Consider the following 23884-nt stretch of genomic DNA (forward strand, 5'->3'; position numbering starts at 1 on the left):
GCAGCCAGCCGGCCAGGAATCCGGCGGGCGGATCGGCGGTATGGTCGTCCAGCAGCCAGAGGACGGCGGTGAGCGGCCGTTCCGCCGCGAAGTGCTCGAATAGGGCCGGGAAGTCGCGCAGCTCCTTGGCTTGCCGGGCCAGTTCCAGACGCAGGGGATAGTCGTCGGGGGAAACCTCGTCCGGTAGCGGCATGGCTTTGCCGGCCGGCATGACGCCGTGGCGCTGGGCGATCAGCCGCACCACGGGGTGGCCGGGCCGCTTTTGGATCAGGTCGGCCAGCTTGGCGCGGGCCTCGGCCTGAAGGCTTTGCCGCACCGCCGGGGTGGACAGCACCAGCCCCTTGCCCTTGGCGAAGCCGTCCGACAGCAGGAAATCGCAGCGCACAGCCGCCGCATCGGCCTTGAGCCCCGCCCAGGCGGCGATGTCCAATGCCGGCTTGGGCGACAGGCTGGGCTTCTCGGTGCCCTTGGCGCCGGCCAAGCAGGCTTTGATCGTGTCGGCCCCGGAATCTCCCATCCGCTCCAGTTCCCGCGACAAGGCTTCGGCACCTTCGCGTCGCCCCAATCGGACCAGCAGCAATCCCAAATCCAAACGGGAGTGACGGTCGTCGGGGAAGCGGCGCATGGTTTCGCGGTAAAGAGCCTCCGCTTCCGCCGTCCGGCCTCGCCGGGCCAGCAGGTTGGCGAGGGCATTTCGGGAAACATCATCGTCGGGAAAGCGGGCGGTGGACCAGCCCGATCAGGGCTTCCGCCCAGAGGGCCCGGCAGTGTTCGTTGTTCGGTTCGTGCTCGAGGGCCGTCCGCGCCAGCCGCAGGGCCAGGGCCGGGGCCTTCTCCAGGACGGCGTTGCCGACCCGGTTGAGGGACATGGGCAGGTGGAAGCGGTCGCCGGTCCGCGCCACATAGGCTTCATGCTTGTCGTGATACTTGTCGACTTCCGACCGCAGCGCCTCGCCGGATAGCTTGGCGATCTTCTTCAGGAAAGAGTCGGTATCCGCTTTCGACGGTTCCCAGTTATTCGTCGGCGCCCTTTCCGCCAACCCCAGTTCCTCCCGCCACCAAGCGACGAAGGGGGCCTTGCCGTAGCCCGGCAGCAGGTTTTCCAGGCGCTCCGGCCAATAGGCGGGGCCGCGCGGGTATTGGGCGACGATCAGGTGCCATTGGTCGAGGAAGCGGGCCTTGTCCGCCGGCCTGTCCGCCAGCCGGCGGGCCCAGCGGGCCAGGCCGTGCAGCAGTTCGTCGCCCGGTTCCGGCCCGGTCTCCGGCCAGGGCAGGCCGCGCAGCCCGGCCAGGCCCAAATCCAGGTAGCTTTCCGGATAGCGCCGCCCCGCCTGTTCGCAGAGTTCGTACCACAGCCCCAGCAGGCGGCGGCTTTCCTGGCTGCGGGCCAGCAGCCGCCAGTAGTCGCGGCGCAGGTCGCGGGCACCGTCGGAACGGACCCCTTCCGTCCAAGGGGTGAATTCGTCGAAGCCTTCCGCCAGGCCGCGGCGGCTGCGGACCAGGGGCAGGCGCAGAACGGTGCCGAGCGCTTCCTGGGCGCGGATGACGTAGGCGTTGCGGCCATAGGCGGCGATGGCTTCCGGGCTGTCGCCCAGGCGCGCCCGGAACCAGGCGAGAAGCTGTTCGTCCAGCCGGTCGAGACGGGTGTCGCCGGCCGCCGCCAGGGGGCGGAACAACGCCACCAGGGCCTGGCCGGGGTCGATGCCCGCCAGGGACTCGACGACCAGTTCGCCATCCAGCAGATCGTCCAGCCGTCCTTCCGGATCGGCCTCGAATTCCGCCCACCAAGCCTGTTCGGCCAGGAAACCCATGGTCGTGCCCGTCATGCGCAAAAGCCCGGCCGCCCGCCCCGCAGCAGCCCCATGTGGCGGGCCCGCAAGGCGTCGAGGTCGCCCTCGCCAACCGGATCGACTACTTCTTGTACCGCAACCAGATGGCCGAGGGTATAGGGAATGTGGCGATGCAGCACCTCGGCGACAAGGCCGGCCGCCTTGCCGGTCAGGTCCAGCGGGGCGCCCTGGCGCGGCGGTGCCGTGTGCGGTGCCGGATGGAACAGCGGATCGAAATGCCTGTCCAACACCGTGGGCGCGGCAAAGCAGCGGCCGTGATCGGCTTCCGGACAGGCGCCCAGGACCTCGGCGACGCGATAGACCATCAGGCCCAGCAACAGCGGCGGGTTGGGAAAGACGATGCCCAGACGGGCCGGCAGGAAACGCCCCCAGTCGGGCGCGGCGATCTCGGCCTGCAGTTCGTCGCGAAAGGCGGCGAACATGGGGCGGGCGTCGCGCTTCTCGTTCCACTCGGCGAAGAACTTGCCGAGCAGCATGGCTGCCTGTGGGCCCTCCGCGCCGCCGGAAGCCGTCTTCAGGGCGGCGAAGCGATGCAGAAATCCCGGCCGGTCGCCGGCAAATCCGAGTTCGTCCACCCAGAATCCCAGGTTCTCCACCCGGACGAGCCGCTGGTTGCCTTCGATCGCCGGGGTAAGGGCAAGGTCGTTGGTGGGCTGGAAGGTATCCGGCACCCTCCCCCTTTCGACAGAGATGGCATTCCCCAGATATCGCTTGTGGCGGCCTGTCAGGCTGCCCGCGCCGGCCAAGCCCTCGTAGGCCTTGCGCCGCGCCTCGGCCACCCGTTCCTCGCAACGCAGGTTGGCGCCCATGGCTCCGACCTGGGGCGACGCGCTCCCGGCCCAGGCCTCGGCTTCCGCCCGCATGCCGTCGTCGTCGAAATGCAACCCCATCCTCCCCGCCTGTCGCCAGCCTGCCTTAGGACGGAATGTTGGTCAAGTAAGGGTTGCGATCAGCCGTTCCGTTCTTCCTTCCAGACATCGGCCTCGTTGTGGTAGCCCCTCACCTCCCAGTAACCCGGCGCGTCCTTGTCGGTGAAGGTGATGTGCTTCAGCCACTTGATGCTCTTCCAGAGATAGAGCGAAGGGATGATCGGCCGCACCGGGCCGCCGTGCTCGCGGCCGATGGGCTGGCCTTCCCAGGTATGGGCCAGGATGGTGTCGGGGGCGTCGAAGCGGGCCAGCGCCACGTTGGTGGTGTAGCCGTCGTGGCCGTGGAAGATCATGAACCGGGCTTCCGGCCTGGGCCTGACCACCGCCAGCAGGTGGCGGCCCGTCACCCCTTCCCAGGCGTTGTCGAAGCGCGACCAAGTGGTGACGCAATGGATGTCGGTGGTCATCGTCACCTGGGGTTGGGCCATGAAGGCGTCCCAGTTCCAGTCGATCCGGTTTTCCACCAGCCCGGCGACGGTCAATCGCCAGTCCTTGCGGTCGATGGCCGGCTGGACGCCCAGGTCGAGCACCGGCCAATCGTCGGTGCGGTACTGGCCGGGCGGCAGGCAGGGCTTGTCTCCGGCCATCCCCCTAGCCCCGGTCCCGCATGATGCGGGCCTTCTGGCGCTGCCAGTCGCGGTCCTTGATGGCGTGACGCTTGTCGACGTTATGCTTGCCCTTGGCCAGCGCGAGGGTCACCTTGGCCATCCCGCGGGCGTTGAAGTGTATGTCGAGCGGCACCATGGTCATCCCCTGGCGCTGAACGGCGCCGATCAGCTTTTCGAGCTGGCGCCGATGCAGCAGCAGCTTGCGCGGCCGCCGGGTCTCGTGGGTCAGGTGGCGGCCGGCGTTCTGGTATTCGGGGATATGGGCGTTGACCAGCCAGAGTTCTCCCCCCTGCTCCGCCGCATAGGACTCGGCGATGGAGGCGTGGCCGGCGCGCAAGGCCTTGACCTCGGTGCCGGCGAGCACGATGCCGGCCTCGAAGGTCTCCTCGATGAAGAAGTCGTGGCGCGCCTTGCGGTTCTGGGCCGCGATGGTGCCGACGGTCTTCTTGTCCTTGGTCATCTACCCGATGACGCCCACCTGGCGCAGGGCGTCCTCCACCTTCTTGCGGCTCGCTTCCGCAATGCCGTAGAGCGGCGCACGGCAATCGGCGGCGCACTTGCCCAGCAGGCTGGCGGCATGCTTGACCGGGCCGGGGCTGGCCTCGCAGAACATGGCGGCATGAAGCGGCGCCAGGCGGACATGCAGGTCCTGGGCCTTCTTGATATCGCCGTCCCGCCAGGCGCGCTGCATGTCGGCACAAAGGCGCGGCGCGATGTTGGCAGTCACCGAGATGCAGCCCACCCCGCCCGCGGCCAGGAAGGGCAGCGCCGTGCCGTCCTCGCCCGACAGCAGGCAGAAATCGGGGCCGGCGGCGAGGCGGATCAGGGCCGGCCGGTTGAGATCGGCGGTGGCATCCTTGATGCCGACGACGCGCGGCAACTTGGCCAAGCGCCCGACCGTCTCCACGCCGATTTCGACCACCGTCCGCCCCGGCACGTTGTAGAGCAGGATGGGGATGTCGGTGGCGTCGTGGATGTCCTTGAAGTGGCGGTAGAGATGTTCCTGGGTCGGCTTGTTGTAGTAGGGCGCGACGATCAGGGCGGCGGCGGCCCCGGCCTTCTGGGCATGGCGGGTCAGGTCGATGGCCTCGTCGGTGGAATTGGAGCCCGTGCCGGCGATGACGGGAACGCGCCCTCACGACGGCGTCGCTGCCTTCCCCGATCTGCCAGTCGATGAAGGCCTGGTACGCCTTCTCATCCACCCGGCCGTCGGCAAAGGGGGTGATGAGCGCGGGGATGGAACCCTGGAACATGGCAGCCTCTGGTGCATTGCGAACAAGGCGCCGAACATAGCGCCGCCTTGGTCAGGCCGCAAGGTCAGGAGTCAAACCAGTTTTCCAGCCAGATTGCGGGTCACCAGGATCAGTCCGTTGGTGGCGGCGATGGCGGCAATCTCCCCGTCGGCCCGCCCCACGGTCCGGCCAAGGGAAGCCAGCCTTGCCCGTTCGCGGCCCAGCCACAGCGCGGCCTTGGCGTCGAAGGGCAACAGATCGAAACCGGCGAGAATCCCTTCCAACCAACGATCCAGCATTTCCCGCCTGGCCGACGGCAGGAGGCGCGCCACCCCGAAAACCAGTTCCTCCACTGTGGGCGCGGAGATGGCGGCAACCGCCTGATGGGCCACCACCCGCCCCTCGACTCCTGGTACCGGCTCGCGTCGCGCCAGTTCGGAGATCACATTGGTATCGAGCAGATAGGCGAGCGTCATGCCAAGTCCGGCGCCGGCCGCCCGCCGTTGTCCCGTAATCCCTCAAGTTCCGGACCCGCAGGGAACTCGATGCCCCGAACCGCCATCTCGGCCCGCCAACGTCCAAGGAAGACACCCAGTCCCTCGCGCGGCGCGTTCAGGCGTTCGAACTCCCGTTCCGACAACAGGACTGCCACCCGCCGCCCCCGCCGGGTGATGCGAACCGGCTCGCCCGCCTCGGCCCGCTGGACCAAGCGTGGCAGATGGTTCTTCGCTTCGGCGATCGATACTTCTGCCATGGCCCATCCCAAGATAGCTATCCGGATAGCCATGATAGCCGGACTAGGGAATCTTTTCCAGGAATTCCGCCAGGGCGGCACGGGCTTCCGGTTCGGCCAAGCCGGGGGCGTGGCCGACGTTGGGGATCACGGCCCGGCGCAGATCCGGTCGGGCGGCAGCCATCGCCTCCAGCAGCGCGGACGGCAGGATGGCCGACGTCTCGCCGCGCAGGACCAGCAGCGGAATCCGATCCAGGCTGTGAAACAGAGGCCAGAGTTTCACGTCCCCCGCCCCCGCCTCGGCCAGCAGGGGCCGCACCAGATTGGGGTCCCAATCGTGGCGGAGGCCTTCGGGCGTCTCGCGGTAGGTGATGCGGGCCACCGCCAGCCATTCCTCGGGGCTATGGGCCGGCCAATCTGGGAAGGTGGCCCGCAGCTTGGCCGCCGCCTCGTCCCACGACGCCAGCGGACGGTCGTCCGCCATGTAGGCGACGATGGGCGCCAGGGGCCCGCGCGCCACCACGGGCCCCACGTCGTTCAGCGCCACCCCGACCAGGGCCGCCGGCTGGGCGGCCCCCAAAGCCATGGCAAGCACCCCGCCCAGGGAGGTGCCGACGACGACCGCCCGATGCAGGCCGGCCACCGCCAGCAGGTGCCGGAGGTCGTCGACATAGGTCGCCGGATGGTAGTTTCTCCAGTCGGGATCGTACTGGGACCGGCCGCGCCCGCGCAGGTCGGGGCAGACCGCCCGCCGCCCCTGCCCCGCCAGCCACAGCGCCAGGCCGTGGAAGTCCTTGGAATTGCGGGTCAGGCCCCCCAGGCAGAGAACCGGAGTCGCCCTCGAAAGCGGATCGCCGTAGTCGCGGAAATAAAGGGACAGGCCGTCCCGTGACGTGAAGCGGCGTTCACGGAAGTCGACCATCACAGCCCCAGCAGGGGCGGCAGGTCGGCCAAGGCCCGGATTTCCGCCTGCGCCCCCCCCGGCAGGCGCTCCGGCGGCTGGCCGGCGCGGTTGATCCAGACGCACTGGAATCCGAACCAGGATGCTCCGGCGATGTCCCAGCCGTTGGAAGAAACGAAGCAGACCTCCCCCGCCGCCACGCCCAGATGGTCGCAGGCCAGTTGGTAAACCGAGGGATGGGGCTTGTAGATATCGACCTCGTCCACCGACAATACCCGGTCCAGCAGCTTGCACAGCCCCGCCGTGGTGGTGGCGGCCCCGAGCATGCCGGCCGATCCGTTGGACAGAATGGCGGTGGCCATGCCGGAGCCTTTGAGGCGCTTCAGGGTCTCCTTGGCGTCGGGATAGGCGTCCAGGTTCAAGTAAAGGTCCATCAGCCGCCCGCGCAGGGCGGCGTCGGCCACGCCCAGGCGGGCCATGGCGAAGTCCAGGCCGTCGCCGGTCACCTGCCAGAAGTCCCGGTAGGGCGTGCCCATCAGGCTGCGCAGCCAGGTGTATTCGAGTTGCTTGGTCCGCCACAGCGCCGCCAAGTCGTCGGCCCGGCCGCCCAGAGCGTCGGCGCAACGCCTGGCCGCCGCCGCCACGTCGAACAGGGTGCCGTAGGCATCGAACACGCAGGCCTTGATGCCGGCCAAAGGCATGGAGATATCAGGCCTTTTCGGGAATGGGCAGGATGTCCTGCTCCGTACCCTTCAGAAGCAAGGTGATCTTTCCCGCACCTTCCGAAAGGTCGACACGCTCGTTCATCCGGCGGCAGTGCCCTTCCAGGAAGGCGCCTTTTTCGATGGAAAGATTTTCATGGAGGATATCGCCGATGACATGGGCGGTCGTCGCCAGGCTGACGGTATTGGCCTTGATCTGGCCGTTGACGTGACCATGCACGCGCACCGCGTCGGCAATGATCTCGCCCTTGATGTGCGCCGTCTCGCCGACCAGCAGGACCCGCGAACGGATGTCGCCGTCGACCGCCCCGTCCACCTGGATCTCGCCGTCGCTGTTGAGGTCGCCGACAATACGCAGGTCCGTCGAGATGATGGACGGAGTCGCCGCACGCGCCGGTTGGACGGGAGGCTTGGCCCCGGCCTTGGCGGACGGCTTGCTACTCTTTGAAAACATGCCGGCCGGCCTTGATGAAGTTCAAAGGATTCTTGGGCTTGCCGTTGAAGGAAACCTCGTAGTGCAGATGCATGCCGGTGGTGCGGCCGGTATTGCCCAAAAGCCCTACCTTCTCGTGAAAGTCGATATCCTGGCCCTGCTTGACGAAGATACGCTCCAAGTGGCCGTACCGGGAGATGATGCCCGCACCGTGGTCGATTTCCACCAGCCGGCCGTACTTGTCCTTCCACCCGGCGAAGATCACTTTTCCCGGCGCCGTCGCATAAATGGGCGACTTCTGGGCGCCGGTCAGGTCGAGGCCATAGTGCATGGCCCAGCGCTTGTTGACCGGATCGCGACGCTTGCCGAACCCGCTGGACAGGTTGAAGCTGTCCATGGGCGCCGCCAGAGGCAGGCGCTTCATCAGGCCCTGCAAGGCAGCGGTACGCTCCAGACGTGCATCCAGTGTATCCAGGCTATTCTTGAGCTGGGCGCCCGGCAAGGTGTCGGGCTCCGGCTTCACTTCGACGAACGGACCGCCCATGTTGCGGGTGCTGTCGGCATCGCCGTCCAGCAGGCGGTTGACGTCCAGGCCGGCCAGTTCGACCACCTTCTCCATACTGTCGATATAAGTCATGGTGTGGTCCATCAGCTTCTGGACCGCGCCCTTTTCCGTCTCCTGGATTTCGGACAACCGGCTTTCCAGGGCATCGCGGTGCTTCTTGAGTTCCCGCCCTTCGCGGAGCGCGCGGTCGCGCTCGGCCACCACGCCCTGGAGACTTTCCTCGATGGTGGTGAGATTCTCCTTGAGGGCGAAGTTGTTGTTGTTCAGATGGTGCAGGCGATCCTTCAGGGAAGACAGGCTGTTTTTCAGGCCTTCTCGGGCCGAGAGGATATGCTCGCGGTCCCGTTCCGTCGCCACCAATTGGGTCTCGACGGAGCGCAGGCTCTGCTGCAACGAGGCGTTCTGCTCGACCAACCCCAGGATCACGCCGTGATTGGCTTCCAGGTCGGCGGAAATCGCCCCGAACTTCTTCTGATAGGTGGAAACTTCGTCGAGCAGGCCACGGTAGGCCAATCGGGTGTTGGCGATCTGCTTTTCCTTGGATTCGAGGATGCGGTCGAAGATCGCGTAGTTCACCGTGGCGAAGGTCGCCCAGCCGCCCAGGGCCACGACGACCGCCAGGCCCATCATCTGGATGCGTGGCGACAGGCGGACGAAGGATACCCGCCCCTCCGTACGCAGGACGAACTGTCTTTCAGGGAAATACTCGCGAATCTTGGCACGAACCCGGTCCAACCGGGACTGCCACTCGTACCCGTCGGTCATGCGAACCCCTCTCTAACACCACACCACACACCCACCGCATGCCGTCCCCGACGGCATCCGGGGGGGGCCGCCTCGAGCCCCCTTAGGTGGCGCGCCCGCCACGTTGCGTGGTCTTGATCTTTCCTTCGCGCTGCCAGGGAAGACGGTAGCTACTGGAGTCGAACCTTGCAAGTCCTGATTTCCTCAGGCAAAACCTCCACATGAAGGACAGCCCATAACTCATGATCGAACCAGGATTTTCCAATTCGTCTCCCGCGACGCTCCTGGCCACCTGGTTTGGTGTCGGGCGGCTGCCCGGTGCGCCCGGCACTTGGGGGTCCCTGGCGTCGTTGCCGCTGGCCTGGAGCCTGGCGGCGTGGGCGGGCCCCTGGGGACTGGCGGCGGGAGTTGCGACGGTCTTCGTGGCCGGGATCTGGGCGGCGGGAGCCTATATGCGAGCCACCGGGACCGACGATCCGGGCGCCGTGGTGATCGACGAGGTGGCGGGCCAGGGACTGGCCCTCCTGGCCGTGGCGCCCGACCCCCTACTCTACCTGATCGGCTTCGCACTGTTCCGCCTGTTCGACATCCTCAAGCCTTGGCCGGTGTCCTGGGCGGACCGCGAAGTCGGAGGCGGCCTGGGCGTCATGCTGGACGACATGCTGGCCGGCCTCTACGCAGGGGCGGCTCTATACGGAATCGCATGGGGACTGGCATGAGCTTTACGATAGATGATGCCCTCCTGGCCCAGGCGGAAGCCCTCCTGGCGGCCTGCCGCGGACGCGGCCTAAAGGTGGCGACGGCGGAATCCTGCACCGGCGGCTTGATCGCCGCCGTTCTGACCGCGATCCCCGGTTCCTCGGACGTGGTGGAACGGGGATTCGTCACCTATGCCAACGAAGCCAAGGCCGCCATGCTGGGCGTACCATGGGATATCTTGACCAACCCCGGCGCGGTCAGCGAGACCGTGGCCCGTGCCATGGGCGAAGGCGTTCTCGCCCACTCCACGGCGGACCTGTCGGTGGCGGTGACCGGAATCGCCGGACCGGGCGGAGGAAGCGAAATCAAACCCGTCGGACTGGTCCACGTGGCGGCGATCCGGCGCGGCGGGCCGACCCTCCACCGGCGGATGGTGTTTTCCGGAGACCGGGACGCCGTGCGACGGCAATCGGTGGCCGCGGCGCTGGAGATGCTGAGGGAACTGGCGGAAACCTGACGTCGGCTACCCACGCGGCGCCTTGGGCAGGGAGAAGCGGAAGCGGCTGCCTTCCCCATGGGTCGACTCCACCCAGATACGTCCCCCGTGACGTTCCACGATCTTCTTGCAGATCGCCAGGCCGATGCCGGTTCCGCTGAACTGTTCCTGGGTATGCAGACGCTGGAAGACCAGAAAGATGCGCTGGTAATACTGGGGTTCGATCCCGATGCCGTTGTCGGCCACCGTGACGATCCAATGGGGCCCCTGGTCTTCGACCGCCAGATGGACCTGGGGCGGGCGTTCCGGATGGCGGTACTTGATGGCGTTGCCGATCAGGTTCGCGAAGACTTGGCCAAGCTGGCCGGCATCGCCGTACCAACTGGGCAAGGGATCGAAGCTCACCCTCGCCTCGGCTTCCTCCACCGCCGCCGACAAATCGCGCAGCACGTTGGTGACGACCTGGTCGCCCCGAACATGATCGAAGGCCGCCACCTGGGTATCGACCCGCGAATAGGCCAGCAGGTCCTGCACCAAGGCCCGAAGACGCTTGGCTCCCCCGACGGCGATATCAAGGAACACCCGCCCTTCGTCTTCGAGGCTGGTGCCGTAGCGACGCTCCAGAAGCTGCAGGTAGGTGATGACGGTGCGTAGCGGCTCCTGCAGATCGTGGGAGGCGACGAAAGCGAACTGCTTGAGTTCCTGGTTTGACCGCGTGAGCTGGTCCATTGCCTCTTCCAGCTTTCGTTCGGCGGACCGGCGCGCCGTGATATCGACGATGCTGACCAGGAGCCTCTTGAATTCTCCGCCCTCGGCCTCCAGCACGCAGGTTTCGAACAGGGCGACGGCCGGCTGGTCTTCGGCCATCCCGAGGACCACCTCGACGGGCGGAGTACCGCCGCTTCCGGCATCCCGCAGATGATCTTCCAGGGCACGGCGCGATTCCGGCGCGACGAACAGGAACAAGGGCTTGCCCACCACATGGGCCACCTCGCGGCCCAGGAGACCGGCCCCCGCGAAGTTCACGTCGGTGATGCGATGATGCGAATCCAGGACCACATAGCCCGACGGAGAATTGTGGAACAGGCTGTAGTATTTGCGGGTGACGTCCTGAAGCACCCGCTGCGATTCGCGCAATTCCTCGTTCTGGGTCCGCAGTTCCTCCTGATGGATTTCGAGATTCTGCAGGGTCTCCCCCAGGCGATCCTCGATCTCCTTCATATGCTCGACGCGGACGCGCAGACGCTCGGCTTCCGCACGCCAGTGGGCGGCGTCGTCCGCCAAGCCGTCCCCGTCGTCCAACCGCTTCCCCCCCATGCGAGCCCTTCGTGCCTCCAGTTGCCGGAACCGCCAGCGACTATAGTAGCCGCTAGCGGCCGAATGGTATAGTATTCCAATCTTGTTATGGTAATAAGAACTGGCAACCAGCCATACGGGTTGAAACAACATATGACAAAATCTACCAAGGAGCCCGGTCGGGGGGCTCGCTCGGGTAAGGCAAAGGGCAAGGAGGAAGGCCCGCCGCCGTCTCCGGCAGTGGCGCGGACCGGGGAGCTCTATGTGGTCGGCATCGGCGCCTCGGCCGGCGGACTGGAGGCGCTACGGCCCTTCGTGGCGAGCTTGCCCGCCTCCTCGGCCATGGCCTACGTGATCGTCCAGCACCTGTCGCCGCAGTACCGCAGCATGCTGGCCCAGTTGCTGGGGCGCGAAACAAAGCTCGGCATGGTGGAAATTACCGACGGCCAGAAGATCGAGCCCAACGCCATCTACATCACGCCGCCCAACAAGGACGTGCGGATCAAGAATTCCACCCTTTGGCTGCGCGAGCCTTCCTCGCCGGTCGGCCCCAAGCCTTCCGTCGACGTCTTCTTCGTCTCCCTGGCCGAGGACAAGGGCCAGGACGCCATCGGCGTGGTCCTGTCCGGCACCGGCACCGACGGCGCGCACGGCATCCGTGCCATCAAGGCGGCGGGTGGCTTCACCATCGCCCAGGAACCGGAATCGGCCAAATACGATGGCATGCCGCGCGCCGCCATCGAGACGGGCTGCATCGATATGCTGCTCACCCCCGACAAGATCGGCGGCGAGTTGGCCTCCATCACCCAGTTCCCGCGTCCCGCCCTGCCGGCGACCCCGGAACCCGCCGCCCGCGACACGGTGGCCGAGATCTTCCGCCTGGTGCAGAAAAAGACCAATATCGACTTCTCCCAGTACAAGATGAGCACCGTCCACCGCCGGCTGGAACGCCGCTTGGCCGCCAACCGCATCGAATCGGTGGAATCCTACCTGGATTTCGTGCGTCGCAACCCGACCGAGTTGGACTTGCTGTGCAAGGACATCCTGATCTCGGTGACCTCGTTCTTCCGCGATACCGAGGCCTTCGCCGACCTGGATCTGGCCCTGGGCGAGATACTCAAGGTCAAGAAGCCGGGCGATTCCATTCGCATCTGGATTCCCGGCTGCGCCACCGGCGAGGAAGCCTACTCCATCGCCATGATGCTGGAAGAACGTCTGGGGAAGAACCTCAAGACCTTCTACAACATCCAGGTCTTCGCCACCGACATCGACCTGGACGCCATGGCCCATGCCCGCAAGGGCATCTATTCGGAAACCACGGTCGAGAACCTGAAGCCCGAATACATCACCCGCTTTTTCGACCAGATGGCCCAGAGCTACCAAGTTAAGAAGCACCTACGCGAGATGGTCGTCTTCGCCCGCCAGGATCTGGCCAAGGACCCTCCCTTCGTCCGCGTCGACCTGGTCAGTTGCCGCAACGTGCTGATCTACTTCAACGCCGACCTGCAAAGCCGGGTCATGTCGATCTTCCATTACGCCTTGAATCCGGAAGGCTACATGTTCCTGGGCAAGTCGGAATCGGTCGGCCACGGGACCGAGCTTTTCCGCCCGGTCAAAAGCGCCTCCAAGATCTTCAAGAAGCGCTTCGGCCCGTCCGCCAAGCTGGGGGCGCCGCTGTTCGGCCAATTCCGCCCGGCCACCGCCTATCCGATGGTGCACGACACCGCGCCGCGCCAGGTCTCCTACCTGGACCTGATGAAGGATTCCTTCATCAAGGCCTATGCCCCGCCCAGCGTGATCGTCAACGACAACCTGGACATCTTGCACATCCACGACAGCGCCGAGACCTTCCTGCGCCTGCCCAAGGGCAAGCCGGAAATGAACCTGTCGCGCCTCATCATCCCCGATTTCCGCACCGACGTGCGGGTCCTGGTGCATCGCGCCACCCGCGAGGGGGCGCCGGTGCACGGCACCCGCAAGCGCCTCAAGGTGCCGGACGGCGAGGCCGTCGCGCGGCTGGTCATCCGGCCCTTGGCGATGGAAGGCGGCAAGGAGTCGCTCTACCTGGTCTCCTGCGAAATGGAAAGGGTCGCCGCGTCGGCCGACGCGGTCGACCGCGCCATCAGCGACCGCGATGCCGAAAGCCGCATCGCGGAACTGGAACAGGAACTGGTCGCCACCAAGGAGAACCTGCAGACGGTGGTCGAGGAACTGGAGACTTCCAATGAGGAGTTGCAGGCCCTCAACGAGGAGCTGCAGGCCGCCAACGAGGAACTGCAATCCTCCAACGAGGAACTCGAAACCTCCAACGAGGAACTGCAGTCCACCAACGAGGAACTGACCACGGTCAACGAGGAGCTGCAGGTTCGCACATCCGAACTGGCCGAAGCCAACAACGACCTGGAAAACATCCAGAACAGCATCGGCAATCCGATGGTGGTGGTCGACCGCAACCTGCGCATCACCCGCTACACGCCGCCCGCGGTGCGGCTGTTCGGGCTGCTGCCTTCCGACATCGGCCAGACCATCACCTCGGTGCCCAGCTACGCCGACACCCAGGACCTGCGCGGCCGCTTGGCCCGCGTGGTTGTCAGCGGCAAGGCGGAAGAAGAGGAAATCCAGGCCAACGGCCTGATCTACCGCATGCGCCTGCAGCCCTACAAGGTACGCGACGAAAAGCCTTCCGGCGCCATCATGACCTTCCTTGACGAGACCGAGATACGCACCACCCAGAAGGAGTTGAAGGCGCGCGAGGAGTGGCTGCGCTACATCACCGATTCCGCGCCGGTTCTGATTTCCTACGTCGACGCGGGGGAACGCATCCGCTTCTGCAACCAGCCTTACTGCGACTGGTTTGTCCGCCCCCGCGATCAGGTGATGGGCGGGCGGGTGAAGGACGTTGTCGGGGCCGGACGCTACGAGCTGCTTCGGCCTTACATCCGCGCCGCCCTGCGCGGCGAGGAACAACGCTTCGAGCAGCAATCCGCCCACCCGACCGAGGAACGGCGCTACCTGCGCTATCACTATGTCCCCCATCGCTGCGAGGACGGCTCGGTGCTCGGCTATTTCGCCATCATGACCGATATCGACGACCTCAAGCAGGCGGAAAGCGACCTTTGGCGCGCCAAGACCCACGCGGAACACGCCAGCCGCGCCAAGTCCGAATTCCTGGCCAACATGAGCCACGAACTGCGTACCCCCCTGAACGCCATCATCGGCTTCAGCCAAGTGCTGAAGGACGAGATGTTCGGCACCCTCGGCGGCGACAAGTACCGGGAATACTCGCGCGACATTCACGACAGCGGGCTGTTGCTGCTGACCATGATCAACGACATCCTGGATCTGTCGAAGATCGAGGCCGGCCGGATGATGCTGCACGAGACAGAGGTCGACATGCACCTGGCCGGCGACGCCACCCTGCGCCTGGTTGCCGACCGTGCCCAAGCCGGCGGGGTCGCACTGGTCAACGAGGTTCCCACCGACACGCCCCGCCTGTTCGCCGACGAGACGGCGCTCAAGCGCATCCTGCTCAACCTGCTGACCAATTCGGTCAAGTTCACCGGTACCGGCGGCACCGTCCGGCTGGTCACCCAAGTCAATCCCGACGCCTACGTGCTGCAGGTGATCGACACCGGAATCGGTATCGCGCCGGCCGACATGCAACGCATCATGAAGCCCTTCGAACAAGTCGAGTCGGCCTACATCCGCCGGATCGACGGGGTCGGCCTGGGCCTGCCCATCACACAATCCCTGGTCTCGCTGCACGGGGGAACCCTGGACGTGCATAGCGAGGTCGGCAGGGGAACCACGGTAACCATCGCCTTCCCCGCCGGTCGTATCCGCTGATACCCGATACCGTCCGCTGTCTGCCTGGAGATGGTTATACTTGGCGGGTCGTCCTCACGGGCTTCGTTCCGCCCGTACGAGACAGGATCGACGCAAGTCGCCAGGCATTTGATTTTGTTGGAGCGGGTGAAGGGAATCGAACCCTCGTCGTAAGCTTGGGAAGCTTCTGCTCTACCATTGAGCTACACCCGCGCTCCAGGCCAGTCTTATAGGCCATCGACGCGAAGCGCGCAAGGCGCGGCGGCACGGTTCAGCCCGTGCCCTGCGCCGTTGCGCCCCGTTTCCTGCCAGGACTCATCGCCCTGGAACCCATTGCCGCCAAACGCAAATGACCGGGACGTTGCCCGGCCATCGCGTTCGGTCGCGGCGCCATCCTCCCCGCTATTCGGCGGAGGCGGCTTCCTCGGCGGTCTCGACGACCTCCTCGGGGGCTTCTTCCTCGAAGAACTCCTCGACGTGGACTTCGCGCCGCTCCGACTCGGCCACCAGGGCCTTGCCGGTCTCGGCCTGGATCTTCGCCTCGTCCGGCGAACGGGCGACGTTGACCTTGATGGTCACCGTCACCTCGGGGTGCAGGGCCACCTTGACGCCGAACAGGCCGAGCGTCTTGATCGGGTGTCCCAGTTCGACCTGGTGGCGGGCGATGGTCACGCCGGCGGCCGTCGCCGCACTGGCCACGTCGCGGGCGCTCACCGACCCGTAGAGCTGCCCCGCTTCGCCGGCCTGGCGGATCAGGGACACCATCATCCCGTCGACCTTGCCCGAGATGGACTGGGCTTCGTCGCGGCGCTTGATGTTGGTGGCCTCCAACTGGGCACGCTCGGCCTCGAAGCGCTTCCGGTTCTCGTCGGTAGCCCTCAGCGCCTTCTTGCGCGGCAGCAGGAAATTGCGGGCGAAGCCGGGCTTGACCTTGACCACGTCACCCATCTTGCCCAGGCGCTCGATGCGCTCCAGCAGAATCACTTCCATGACTTACTCCTCCTCGCCATCGTCTGGCTTTCGGGCCGGGACCGGACCGGCGAAGCGCCGCCGGATCCCCACCCATTGTTCGAACACTCCGACACCCGCCACCAGCAGTTTGGCCCCGTCGAAGACGAGAACCAAGAGATAGAACGCCGCCAGCAGCATCGTTCCGTTCATCGACCGGCGCGCCATGGCATGCACCACGGCCAGCCCCTGGAAGAAGAACGGCACCATCAGCACCACCGCGAGATTGCGGCCCAGGTACCGCAACTCGCCGGCCTCGATCGCGGTCGCCGCCACCGCCAAGCCCGCCACCGCAACCAGCCCCACCGACGCCCAGTCGGGCAGGGTCAGGTCGGCGAAGGCCGGACTGGGCCGGAGAGCCCGTCCCGAGCGCGCCAACAAGGCCTGCGCCAGGGCCGCGTTGGCCACCGTCGTCACCACCCAGGCGCTCCCCGCGAAACCGGGGAACAGCGGCACCAGGATGTCCAGCCATCCCTCGCGCAGCGGGTCCGGCAGCGACAGCTGGCGGAACGCCTGATCCAGCGAAGCCTGCACCGCGGCTTCCAGGCCATCGCCGCCCGAAAGTGCGGTCGCCGCCCCGGCCACCATGGCCGCCGCCATCAGCGCCAACCAGGCAACGATGCCGCCCGGCGAAGACCACTCGATGGTCCCGTCGGGCGCCGTCCGGTAGGCCAGCGCCTGACGGACCACCACCCAGGCCGGCGCCGCGTGCAGCAGCCCGAAGACCGCAGCCGCGGCGGTGCCGCCCAGCAGACCCGTCACCGCGAAGCCAGCCGCCGCCGCCAAGGCTGCCAACCGGGGCCCGAGAGCCAAACCGGCAAGCAGCAGAGGCAAGGGCGCCACGTACATCATCAGCAGCGCCAACACCGACCCCGTCGCCATCGACAGCGAGGCCAGGGCGCTCGCGACGCCCGCGGCCAAGACGATCAGCAAGGGCTTCGACATGGTGCCTCCCGCCCCGCCCCCGAGCCGGAGGCCGGACGAGTCCCCCGCCTTACTTGAGAACGTAAGGCAGGAGCGCCAGGAAGCGGGCCCGCTTGATCGCCTGCGAGAGTTCCCGCTGCTTCTTGGCGGAAACCGCCGTGATGCGGCTGGGAACGATCTTGCCGCGCTCGGACACGTAGCGCTGCAACAGACGCAGGTCCTTGTAGTCGATCACCGGAGCGTTATCGCCGGAGAACGGACAGGTCTTGCGACGCCGGAAGAAGGGACGCCGCGCTCCACCACCAGTGCCGTTCATTCCAAACCTCCCTCGACTTCGCTGCTGTCGCGGCGACCGCGGCCCGGACGGTCGTCACGGCCAAAGCGGTCTTCGCGTCCCGGACGATCGTCACGGCCGAAGCGGTCCTCGCGGCCCGGACGCTCGTCGCGCATGTTACGGCTCTGCATCATGGCGGAAGGCTCCTCTTCGAGGGCCTCGACGCGCACGGTGAGGAAGCGCAGCACGTCCTCGTGCAGGTGCATCTGGCGCTCCACCTCGCGCACCGCCGGGGGCGGGGCATCGAGGTTGAAGAGCACATAATGGCCCTTGCGGTTCTTCTTGATGCGGTAGGTGAGATTGCGCAGACCCCAGTACTCGCGCTTGGCGACCTTGCCGCCCAGGTCCTCGATCACCTTGGTGAAGGCGTCGGCCAGGGCGTCCACCTGGGGACCGGAGATGTCCGGCCGCGCGATGAAGACGTTCTCGTAGAATGGCACTTCGGATCACTCCCTTCGGATTGTCTCAGCCTTTCCCGGCACATTACCGGAAAACAGGCATAGCCGGACCCCGGAAGGACCGGCAGGGAAACAAGGCCGCGGACTATACACGAAACCACCCCAAGCGCAACGGGGCTTTGCAGCGGGGCTGCGGGGCGTTACCGGTTGATCGCCGGAGAACCAAGCCGCCATTTCCCTCAACTCCGGAAACGGCCGCTCCACGCCATAATGAGAACTGCTGTCGTTTCGGCAGGGGCTTGGCGTCGGGACGCAAATGCCTATATCCTTGCGGAACTTTGTTCTCGAGTGGCCGATGGCGGAAATCGATTCATCCCATTATGAGATCTCCGTGCGCCTGGGTTCGCGGTGGGAGATCCATGCCCGCTTTCCGGTAAGCCAGAAGGATGCCTGCATCGAGGAGGCCCACGAGATCGAGCGGTCCATGGGAGCCATGGTCAAGGTCTCGCGCGAGACCTTCGATTCCGATAGCGGCGTTTACAAGGAAATCGTCGTCTACCGCACGCCCGGCTCCAATACCGCAATGGCCGCCAAGCCCCCAGTTTCGCGCGGCGGCGGCCGGGGCGGCGGCGGTTCCGGCTGGGGCGGCGGGCGATCGGGCCATAGCGACGACGACGACGACGACGACTTCGCCATCGACGGCGATGGATTTTTCAAACGGAAGAGCGACGACGACGATGACGACGACGACGAAAAGCCGCGCCGCAAGCCGAAAAGGAAGGCCAAGGCGGGTGAAGGGGGAGGAAGCGCCGGAAATCTGATCCTGCGCGTCCTGCTGGTCACCTTGCTGAGCTTCGTCGTGTCGGGCGGCGTCACCTGGGCCCTTTCGGGGTCCCAGCAGCGCCTGGAGGCTTTGCGCCGTACGTTGGGCTTCGAGGCCCATACGGACGTCCTGGTCACCATTTTCATGGGTCTGTTCATTCTCAGCTTCCTGGCGCTCGCCGTGGTCCTGCTGTCCGATTACCTGACCCTCGGGCCTCGCGTGCCGGCCGCCGCCCCGGCCCCCAAGCCGCCCCCCGCGAAGGGCGGCGGCGCCGATGCCATGCTGAAGGAACGGGCGGCCGGAAAATGGCTGGAAGATCGAAGGGCGGAGGGGGTGGAACGGCTACCCGAAACCGAGATTCCCGATGAGGAGACCCACTGGGAGCCGGCGCCGCCGGTCGAGGAGGTTCCTCCCGAGCCTCCCTTGCCGCCGCCTCAGGAGGACCCCCCTTCGGAAGTCCCGGTCGAGGAGGTTCCGGCGTCCGGCATGTCGGAGGCCGCCGAGGGCCAACGGGCGCTCATGTCTTCCTTCATGGAGATGGCGCTCCGCGACCTGACCCAAGCCTTGCCGCGGGTCGACTCCTTCAACCGCTTCGGCGTCAGCCTGTTCGTCGCCGGTGCCGTGGAATCCCTGGCCAACGACAAAAGCCTGCCGCGCGAGGAGACCGCCCTGCTGCTGCGGACAGCGGTGGAATCCCTCGGCACCCCCTCGGATCAGGCCACCAAGTTCGCCGAGTCCTACGAAAGCTACCTGCTGAACGCCCGCTACATGGAGATGTTCGAACACGGCCGCCTGGCGGTGAACTGTTTCCTCGAAGGCGACAGCGAGGGGTCGCATCGCCTGGGACCCGCCCTCCAGGGCTGGAACAAGCCCAAGAAGGAGGACCAATCGCAGTCGGGCACCGTGGCGGTGATGTTCACCGACATGGTGGGCTCCACCGATCTCAACCAGACCGTGGGCGACGCTCGCGCCCAGCATGTGGTGCATACCCACAACCGCATCGTCCGGGGGGTGCTGGCCGACTACTACGGCAAGGAGGTCAAGCATACGGGAGACGGCATCATGGCGGCCTTTTCCAACACCTCCAACGCGGTCAAGGCGGGTTTGGTCATCATGAAGCGGGTGGCGGCAAACAACAGGGCCGAAAAGGATTTGCCGCTCACGTTGCGCATCGGCCTCAACGTCGGCGAGCCGATTCAGGAGAACAACGACCTGTTCGGCGTCACGGTGCAGATGGCGGCCCGCCTCTGCGCCGCAGCCCAGCCCAACCAAGTGATCGTCTCGGAAGCGGTCAAGGCGATGTGCGCCGGCAAGGACATCAAGTTCGTCGACCACGGAACCCGGCTGCTCAAGGGCATTCCCGAGCCCGTCCATGTCTTCGAGCCCGCGTGGGAACCCGCTCCGCCGCCCCCGCCGCCCCCGACGGCCGCTACGGCGGCGCCTCAGGCTCCGGCGAAGGGATGAAGGGGGACAGCACCACCCTCTCGCCGGCCGCCGCCACTTCCGCGAAGGGCAAGGGGCTGCGTGCCAGCAAGGCTCCCGCCACTCCTTGAACCAAGGTCCAGACCTTGGGGGCGTTGAGCGCGGCCACGGCGGCGGCCCGCATCGTCTCGTCCGGCCCGCCGGGAGGCAGGCCAAACGCGGCGGCCACCGCGGGCCAGGCCTCGGGATGGCGGCGGCGCAGTTCCTTCAACTCGCAAAGACGGCCGCGCGACTCGGCCAGCAGCACGAAATAGGCCCAGGGTTCTCGACCTTCCGGCGGCCAATCCAGATCGTCGATCCGACCATCGGCGTGGATGAAGGCGAAGGTGCCGCCGCCCCGCCAGACCGCCACGGCCATGGCCGCGGCCCTTGTCGCCTCGCCGCGCGACGGAAAAGCCATGAGATCAGAACGAAGCGGACGCCGCCACCGCGGCGCTGGCGGGACGGGCCAGCATGTCCTCGATCTGGTTGACCGAAAGGCGGGAAAGCTTGAGTTGCTCCAGGAGGTAGACCTCCATCGCCACGTTCTCGTCAAGGTCGCGGCGAATACAGGCCCGAACATGGTCCCCCAACTCGTTCTGCTGGGCATTGGTGACCAGGATGTTGGTCAGCAATTCGCGACGGATGAGCGGCGGGTACTTGAAGATCTCGTCGACCAGCATCTGCTTGGCGCTAAGCGGAATGCGGACGTTGCCGAAGATGCGGTCCAGGCAAAAGCTGTAGATACCGAAATCCAGCTTTCCGGCCACCGCGTAGGTGAAGTCCATGAACTCGTCGCGGAAGGCGCCGGCCGAGACCTTGCCTTCGGTCAGTTGGCGGACGATGACCAGGAAGGTCAGGTAGCGCTTGCGGGCCGGGGTGATCTTGCCGCCCAGTTCGGCTTCGATGGCCTTGATTCGGGCCATGCGGAAGCCGGATTCCACCATCAGGTGGGCGGATTCGCGAACCTCGGTCGAGAAGGCCTGCTGCTCGATCAGGTGGAACAATTCCTCGAAGCGGCCCTTGTCGCGGCTCGAGCTGCGGTCGGCCCGCCGGGCCAGCGGCATCAGGGCGGCCTGGGCCACCAGCAGATCCTTGGAACAAATGGTCGCCATGGCGGCGGCGGCCGGTAGCACCTGATGGCGTTCGCCGAAATCGTCGGTGATGACGAAACGGCTTTCGTCGTAGACGGTCAGGTAACGCCCCAGCTTGCCGCACTCCATGAAGTGCTCGGCCAGATCGGTGGGTACCTGATTGGTGAACTGGATGGCCACGGCTCTCGACCTCCGGAAATCTTCGCACGACACCTTAGCAGATGAGACGGCGGACACGGAAGAAAATGAATCACTTTCCGCCGTCCAGGAGTCCGCTGCAGAAGACCAGGAATGCCTGGGCTGCCTGGCGAGCCTGAAAGGCATCGTCTTCGGTCGGGGTGCTCTCGGGGGCATAGTCGGAGACCAAGCGAAGCTCCTGGAGATCATTGAAGGAACGTCCGTGACGTTTGGCTTCTTCTCCCATGTCTTTGACCAAGCGGCCGAATCCCCCGATAACGCTGCCGTGGCGGACGGGAATCGAGCCGGTCCGCTCGGCAAGCACGGCCAGAGCCATATGGAACATGGCATAGTAGCAGTCGTGGACGATGCTGAGGGGACTTGTGGCGGGATCCGCTCTCTCCGCCTCGTCCAGAAAGCGTCGCGCCTTGGCGAGGCGGTTGGCGATTTCAGGGCTCATAGGGCGATCCCGTCCCGCCGGATATGGCCGAGTAGCAGGGTATCGTCATGGCGACGATCCGCCGGCAGCGGAAGGTGCTGGATGTAGTGGTCGGTTTCGACCACCAAGTCGTAGGCGATATCGGACAGCGTCCGTCGTTCGGCGGAACCTGGCTGACCCGTCAGGAATACGGCGACATCCCAGTCGGAATCGGCGGCGGCTTCCCCGCGGGCCCGCGATCCGAACAGAACGACCTCCACCACCCGTCCCGGCAGGGCCGCTTCGGCCCGCTGCCGGAATCGGCGGATCAAATCGAGAGGGTCGCCGTCCCTGTCCATGCCGGCCATCCTATCTGGAAACGGGGGACCATCCTACCGCCTTGCGAGCACCGCCGCAAAGAACTCGTCCGTTCCCGTCGCATGAAGGGGCCGGCATCGGCGATGGGCAGGAAGGTCATCCCGGATCGCCTTGCGCAGAAGTTCAGGTTCGATCGACTGGTAGGCATGACAAAGCACGTTCCCGATGTCGGCCAAGCGCCGCCATGCGACTCGCGGATGCTGATTTTTGATGTCGTCGCCAAGGTGCCGGCTCGCTTCCGACACGATTTCAAGCTCCCGTTCCACAGCCCGGTAGACAAGGGGATTCGCTTCGAAGGAATCCAGGGGCTCGGTCTTGAGATATTCGTGGATACGGGCAAGGGATTCCGCCATGTCTTCGAGCCGGAAGCGGATCGAACGAACGGCCATCAGAATATCCGCTCCGACTCGGCGACGATCCGATCCCTGAGACGCGGATGAAGCGAACCCCTTGTGGTTACGTCCACGGGAACCTGGAGTTCATCCTCCAGGAACTGTTTGATGCCGATAACATCGAAAACCGAAAAGCGACCGCACCCCCCGCGCGCGGAGAAGACGTTCGCGGGCCTTCAGTTCGGCGATAGCGGTTTCGCGATCCATGGCTCGATTATAAGCGGTTCGCCGCAAACCGCAAAACCGCCGCAAAGAACCCGTCCGTTCCCGTGGCGTGCGGGGCCAGGCGGAGGTGGGGAGTCGCCGCGTCGACGGGATGCAGGGCGAAATCCGGGTGGGCGGCCAGGAAGGCGGCGACGATGTCCTCGTTTTCCGCCGCCAGAACCGAACAGGTGGCATAGATCAGCCATCCCCCCGGCGCCACCAGAGCCGCCGCCCGGTCCAGGATGAGGCCTTGGGTCTCCCGGAGCGCCGCCAGGGCGGCGGCATCGAGGCGCCAGCGGGCCTCGGGGGCGCGGCGCCAAGTGCCGGTGCCGGAACAGGGGGCGTCGACCAGGACCCGGTCGGCCGCCAGGTCGGGCGCCGTGCCGTCCAGGACCCACGTCTCGACGATGCCGAGGCCGGCGCGGCGGCGGCGGTCATCCAGCTTGGCGAGGCGCCGGCCGTCGCTGTCGCAGGCGATCAGGCGTCCCCGGTTGCCCATGGCGGCCCCCAGGGCCAGGGTCTTGCCGCCCCCCCCGGCGCAGTAGTCGACCACCGTCATGCCGGGCGCAGCCCCGACCGCCAGGGCCAGCAACTGCGAGCCCTCGTCCTGCACCTCCACCAAGCCCTCGCGGAAGGCCCCCAGGCTACCCAGGGCCTTCGGTTCGGCCAGGCGCAACCCGATGGGCGAGCGCGGCGTGGGGAAGGCCTCGACCCCTTCCGCGGCGAGAGCGGCCCGGGCGGCTTCGCGGGTGGCCTTCAGGGTATTGACCCGCAGATCGACCGGTGCCGGCCGGTTGAGCGCCCGCAAGGCGGCGGCGAAATCGGGCCCGAAGGCATCCCGCAGGGGCGGCTCCAGCCAGGCCGGACATTCCAGGGCTACGGCTTCGGGCATGTCCGGATGGTCGATAGCCGGTACCCCGGCCAGCGCCCGTTCGGCATCCGAGAGCGGCGAGGGCCCGTGGGCGCCCTGGAAGTCGAGGGGATAGCCGTCCAGGGACGCCGCCAGCAGGGCCCGCGTCCGGGCCTCGCCGGGCAGGCCCAGGCGTTCCAGCCACCAGTCCAGCCGGGCCCGGCGGCGCAGCACGCCATAGACGCCTTCGGCCACCGCGCGGCGATCCTTGGCGCCGGCGTAGCGGCGGGCGCGAAAATAGAGTTCCAGCACCCGGTCGGCCGGGCGGCGCGACGCCTCGACCTCGGCCAGCACCTCGATGGCCGCCTGCAGCCGCGCGTCCGGCGTCAC

26 protein-coding genes, 1 tRNA gene and 1 pseudogene are annotated in these 23884 nt (G+C 66.4%); 5 read left to right on the forward strand and 23 right to left on the reverse strand.

Annotation, left to right across the window (positions count from 1 at the left end):
• From H7841_02030 to H7841_02085, 12 genes and pseudogenes are all read right to left on the reverse strand, one after another.
• Positions 1–676 (reverse strand): hypothetical protein (locus H7841_02030; protein MEO5335662.1); only part of this gene is annotated, 676 nt, incomplete at its 3' end.
• A gap of 28 nt (positions 677–704) precedes the next feature.
• Positions 705–1826, reverse strand: a complete 1122-nt coding sequence (locus tag H7841_02035) for a hypothetical protein (GenBank protein MEO5335663.1) — start codon at positions 1824–1826, stop codon at positions 705–707.
• Positions 1823–2740, reverse strand: coding sequence for a hypothetical protein (locus H7841_02040; protein MEO5335664.1), 918 nt, complete (start codon positions 2738–2740; stop codon positions 1823–1825). Before H7841_02040 ends, H7841_02035 begins: the two co-directional genes overlap by 4 nt.
• A gap of 59 nt (positions 2741–2799) precedes the next feature.
• Positions 2800–3366, reverse strand: coding sequence for a sulfite oxidase-like oxidoreductase (locus tag H7841_02045; GenBank protein MEO5335665.1), 567 nt, complete (start codon positions 3364–3366; stop codon positions 2800–2802).
• A 4-nt stretch (positions 3367–3370) separates the two neighbouring features.
• A complete protein-coding gene (smpB, locus tag H7841_02050) occupies positions 3371–3847 on the reverse strand; it encodes an SsrA-binding protein SmpB (GenBank protein ID MEO5335666.1) in 477 nt (158 codons plus the stop codon).
• Positions 3848–4640, reverse strand: a pseudogene (gene dapA / locus H7841_02055) (4-hydroxy-tetrahydrodipicolinate synthase).
• Positions 4641–4711: 71 nt separating this feature from the next.
• The gene (locus H7841_02060; GenBank protein MEO5335667.1) at positions 4712–5095 is read right to left on the reverse strand and encodes a PIN domain-containing protein; all 384 of its coding nucleotides are present in this window, start codon (positions 5093–5095) and stop codon (positions 4712–4714) included.
• Positions 5092–5373, reverse strand: a complete 282-nt coding sequence (locus H7841_02065) for a type II toxin-antitoxin system Phd/YefM family antitoxin (protein ID MEO5335668.1) — start codon at positions 5371–5373, stop codon at positions 5092–5094. The genes H7841_02060 and H7841_02065 overlap by 4 nt, the downstream gene beginning before the upstream one ends.
• 43 nt (positions 5374–5416) lie before the next feature.
• Complete coding sequence (locus tag H7841_02070; protein ID MEO5335669.1) at positions 5417–6274, reverse strand: alpha/beta hydrolase; 858 nt, start codon at positions 6272–6274, stop codon at positions 5417–5419.
• On the reverse strand, positions 6274–6954 hold the full coding sequence (locus tag H7841_02075) for a haloacid dehalogenase type II (GenBank protein MEO5335670.1): 681 nt from the start codon (positions 6952–6954) through the stop codon (positions 6274–6276). Before H7841_02075 ends, H7841_02070 begins: the two co-directional genes overlap by 1 nt.
• A 7-nt stretch (positions 6955–6961) precedes the next feature.
• The gene (locus H7841_02080) at positions 6962–7429 is read right to left on the reverse strand and encodes a polymer-forming cytoskeletal protein (protein ID MEO5335671.1); all 468 of its coding nucleotides are present in this window, start codon (positions 7427–7429) and stop codon (positions 6962–6964) included.
• On the reverse strand, positions 7413–8738 hold the full coding sequence (locus tag H7841_02085) for a peptidoglycan DD-metalloendopeptidase family protein (GenBank protein ID MEO5335672.1): 1326 nt from the start codon (positions 8736–8738) through the stop codon (positions 7413–7415). Before H7841_02085 ends, H7841_02080 begins: the two co-directional genes overlap by 17 nt.
• A gap of 221 nt (positions 8739–8959) precedes the next feature.
• On the opposite strand from H7841_02085, the gene H7841_02090 reads away from it, so the two are divergent.
• Both H7841_02090 and H7841_02095 read left to right on the forward strand, forming a co-directional pair.
• On the forward strand, positions 8960–9436 hold the full coding sequence (locus tag H7841_02090) for a phosphatidylglycerophosphatase A (protein ID MEO5335673.1): 477 nt from the start codon (positions 8960–8962) through the stop codon (positions 9434–9436).
• Positions 9433–9933: a CinA family protein gene (locus H7841_02095; GenBank protein ID MEO5335674.1), complete on the forward strand. Its 501-nt coding sequence runs from the start codon at positions 9433–9435 to the stop codon at positions 9931–9933. The genes H7841_02090 and H7841_02095 overlap by 4 nt, the downstream gene beginning before the upstream one ends.
• 6 nt (positions 9934–9939) lie before the next feature.
• Here the strand turns inward: H7841_02095 and H7841_02100 are convergent, their stop codons facing one another.
• Positions 9940–11229, reverse strand: a complete 1290-nt coding sequence (locus H7841_02100) for an ATP-binding protein (GenBank protein MEO5335675.1) — start codon at positions 11227–11229, stop codon at positions 9940–9942.
• Positions 11230–11361: 132 nt separating this feature from the next.
• Between H7841_02100 and H7841_02105 the strand changes: the two genes are divergently transcribed.
• Positions 11362–15054, forward strand: a complete 3693-nt coding sequence (locus tag H7841_02105) for an ATP-binding protein (protein MEO5335676.1) — start codon at positions 11362–11364, stop codon at positions 15052–15054.
• 118 nt (positions 15055–15172) lie between these two features.
• Here H7841_02105 and H7841_02110 read toward each other — a convergent pair.
• The 5 genes from H7841_02110 to rpsF all read right to left on the reverse strand — a co-directional run bounded on the left by H7841_02110 (position 15173) and on the right by rpsF (position 17739).
• A tRNA-Gly gene (locus tag H7841_02110) sits at positions 15173–15246 on the reverse strand.
• Positions 15247–15435: 189 nt separating this feature from the next.
• Positions 15436–16023, reverse strand: coding sequence for a 50S ribosomal protein L9 (gene rplI / locus H7841_02115; protein ID MEO5335677.1), 588 nt, complete (start codon positions 16021–16023; stop codon positions 15436–15438).
• A gap of 3 nt (positions 16024–16026) precedes the next feature.
• Complete coding sequence (locus H7841_02120) at positions 16027–16986, reverse strand: DUF2232 domain-containing protein (GenBank protein MEO5335678.1); 960 nt, start codon at positions 16984–16986, stop codon at positions 16027–16029.
• Positions 16987–17035: 49 nt separating this feature from the next.
• Positions 17036–17281 (reverse strand): 30S ribosomal protein S18, encoded by a 246-nt coding sequence (gene rpsR / locus H7841_02125; protein ID MEO5335679.1) that lies wholly within the window; start codon positions 17279–17281, stop codon positions 17036–17038.
• Complete coding sequence (rpsF, locus tag H7841_02130; GenBank protein MEO5335680.1) at positions 17278–17739, reverse strand: 30S ribosomal protein S6; 462 nt, start codon at positions 17737–17739, stop codon at positions 17278–17280. The genes rpsR and rpsF overlap by 4 nt, the downstream gene beginning before the upstream one ends.
• Before the next feature lie 349 nt (positions 17740–18088).
• Here rpsF and H7841_02135 point away from each other — a divergent pair, with 349 nt between their 5' ends.
• A complete protein-coding gene (locus H7841_02135; protein MEO5335681.1) occupies positions 18089–19984 on the forward strand; it encodes an adenylate/guanylate cyclase domain-containing protein in 1896 nt (631 codons plus the stop codon).
• On the opposite strand, the gene H7841_02140 is transcribed toward H7841_02135, so the two are convergent.
• The 4 genes from H7841_02140 to H7841_02155 all read right to left on the reverse strand — a co-directional run bounded on the left by H7841_02140 (position 19950) and on the right by H7841_02155 (position 22029).
• On the reverse strand, positions 19950–20402 hold the full coding sequence (locus H7841_02140) for a hypothetical protein (protein ID MEO5335682.1): 453 nt from the start codon (positions 20400–20402) through the stop codon (positions 19950–19952). The genes H7841_02135 and H7841_02140 overlap by 35 nt on opposite strands.
• A gap of 4 nt (positions 20403–20406) precedes the next feature.
• Positions 20407–21255, reverse strand: a complete 849-nt coding sequence (locus H7841_02145) for a hypothetical protein (GenBank protein ID MEO5335683.1) — start codon at positions 21253–21255, stop codon at positions 20407–20409.
• 70 nt (positions 21256–21325) lie between these two features.
• On the reverse strand, positions 21326–21712 hold the full coding sequence (locus H7841_02150) for a HEPN domain-containing protein (GenBank protein MEO5335684.1): 387 nt from the start codon (positions 21710–21712) through the stop codon (positions 21326–21328).
• On the reverse strand, positions 21709–22029 hold the full coding sequence (locus H7841_02155; protein MEO5335685.1) for a nucleotidyltransferase domain-containing protein: 321 nt from the start codon (positions 22027–22029) through the stop codon (positions 21709–21711). Before H7841_02155 ends, H7841_02150 begins: the two co-directional genes overlap by 4 nt.
• 102 nt (positions 22030–22131) lie before the next feature.
• On the opposite strand from H7841_02155, the gene H7841_02160 reads away from it, so the two are divergent.
• Positions 22132–22488: a hypothetical protein gene (locus H7841_02160; GenBank protein MEO5335686.1), complete on the forward strand. Its 357-nt coding sequence runs from the start codon at positions 22132–22134 to the stop codon at positions 22486–22488.
• A 166-nt stretch (positions 22489–22654) separates the two neighbouring features.
• Here the strand turns inward: H7841_02160 and H7841_02165 are convergent, their stop codons facing one another.
• Complete coding sequence (locus tag H7841_02165; GenBank protein ID MEO5335687.1) at positions 22655–23884, reverse strand: RsmB/NOP family class I SAM-dependent RNA methyltransferase; 1230 nt, start codon at positions 23882–23884, stop codon at positions 22655–22657.

The sequence above is a fragment of the Magnetospirillum sp. WYHS-4 genome (assembly GCA_039908345.1).
GTDB lineage: Bacteria > Pseudomonadota > Alphaproteobacteria > Rhodospirillales > GLO-3 > JAMOBD01.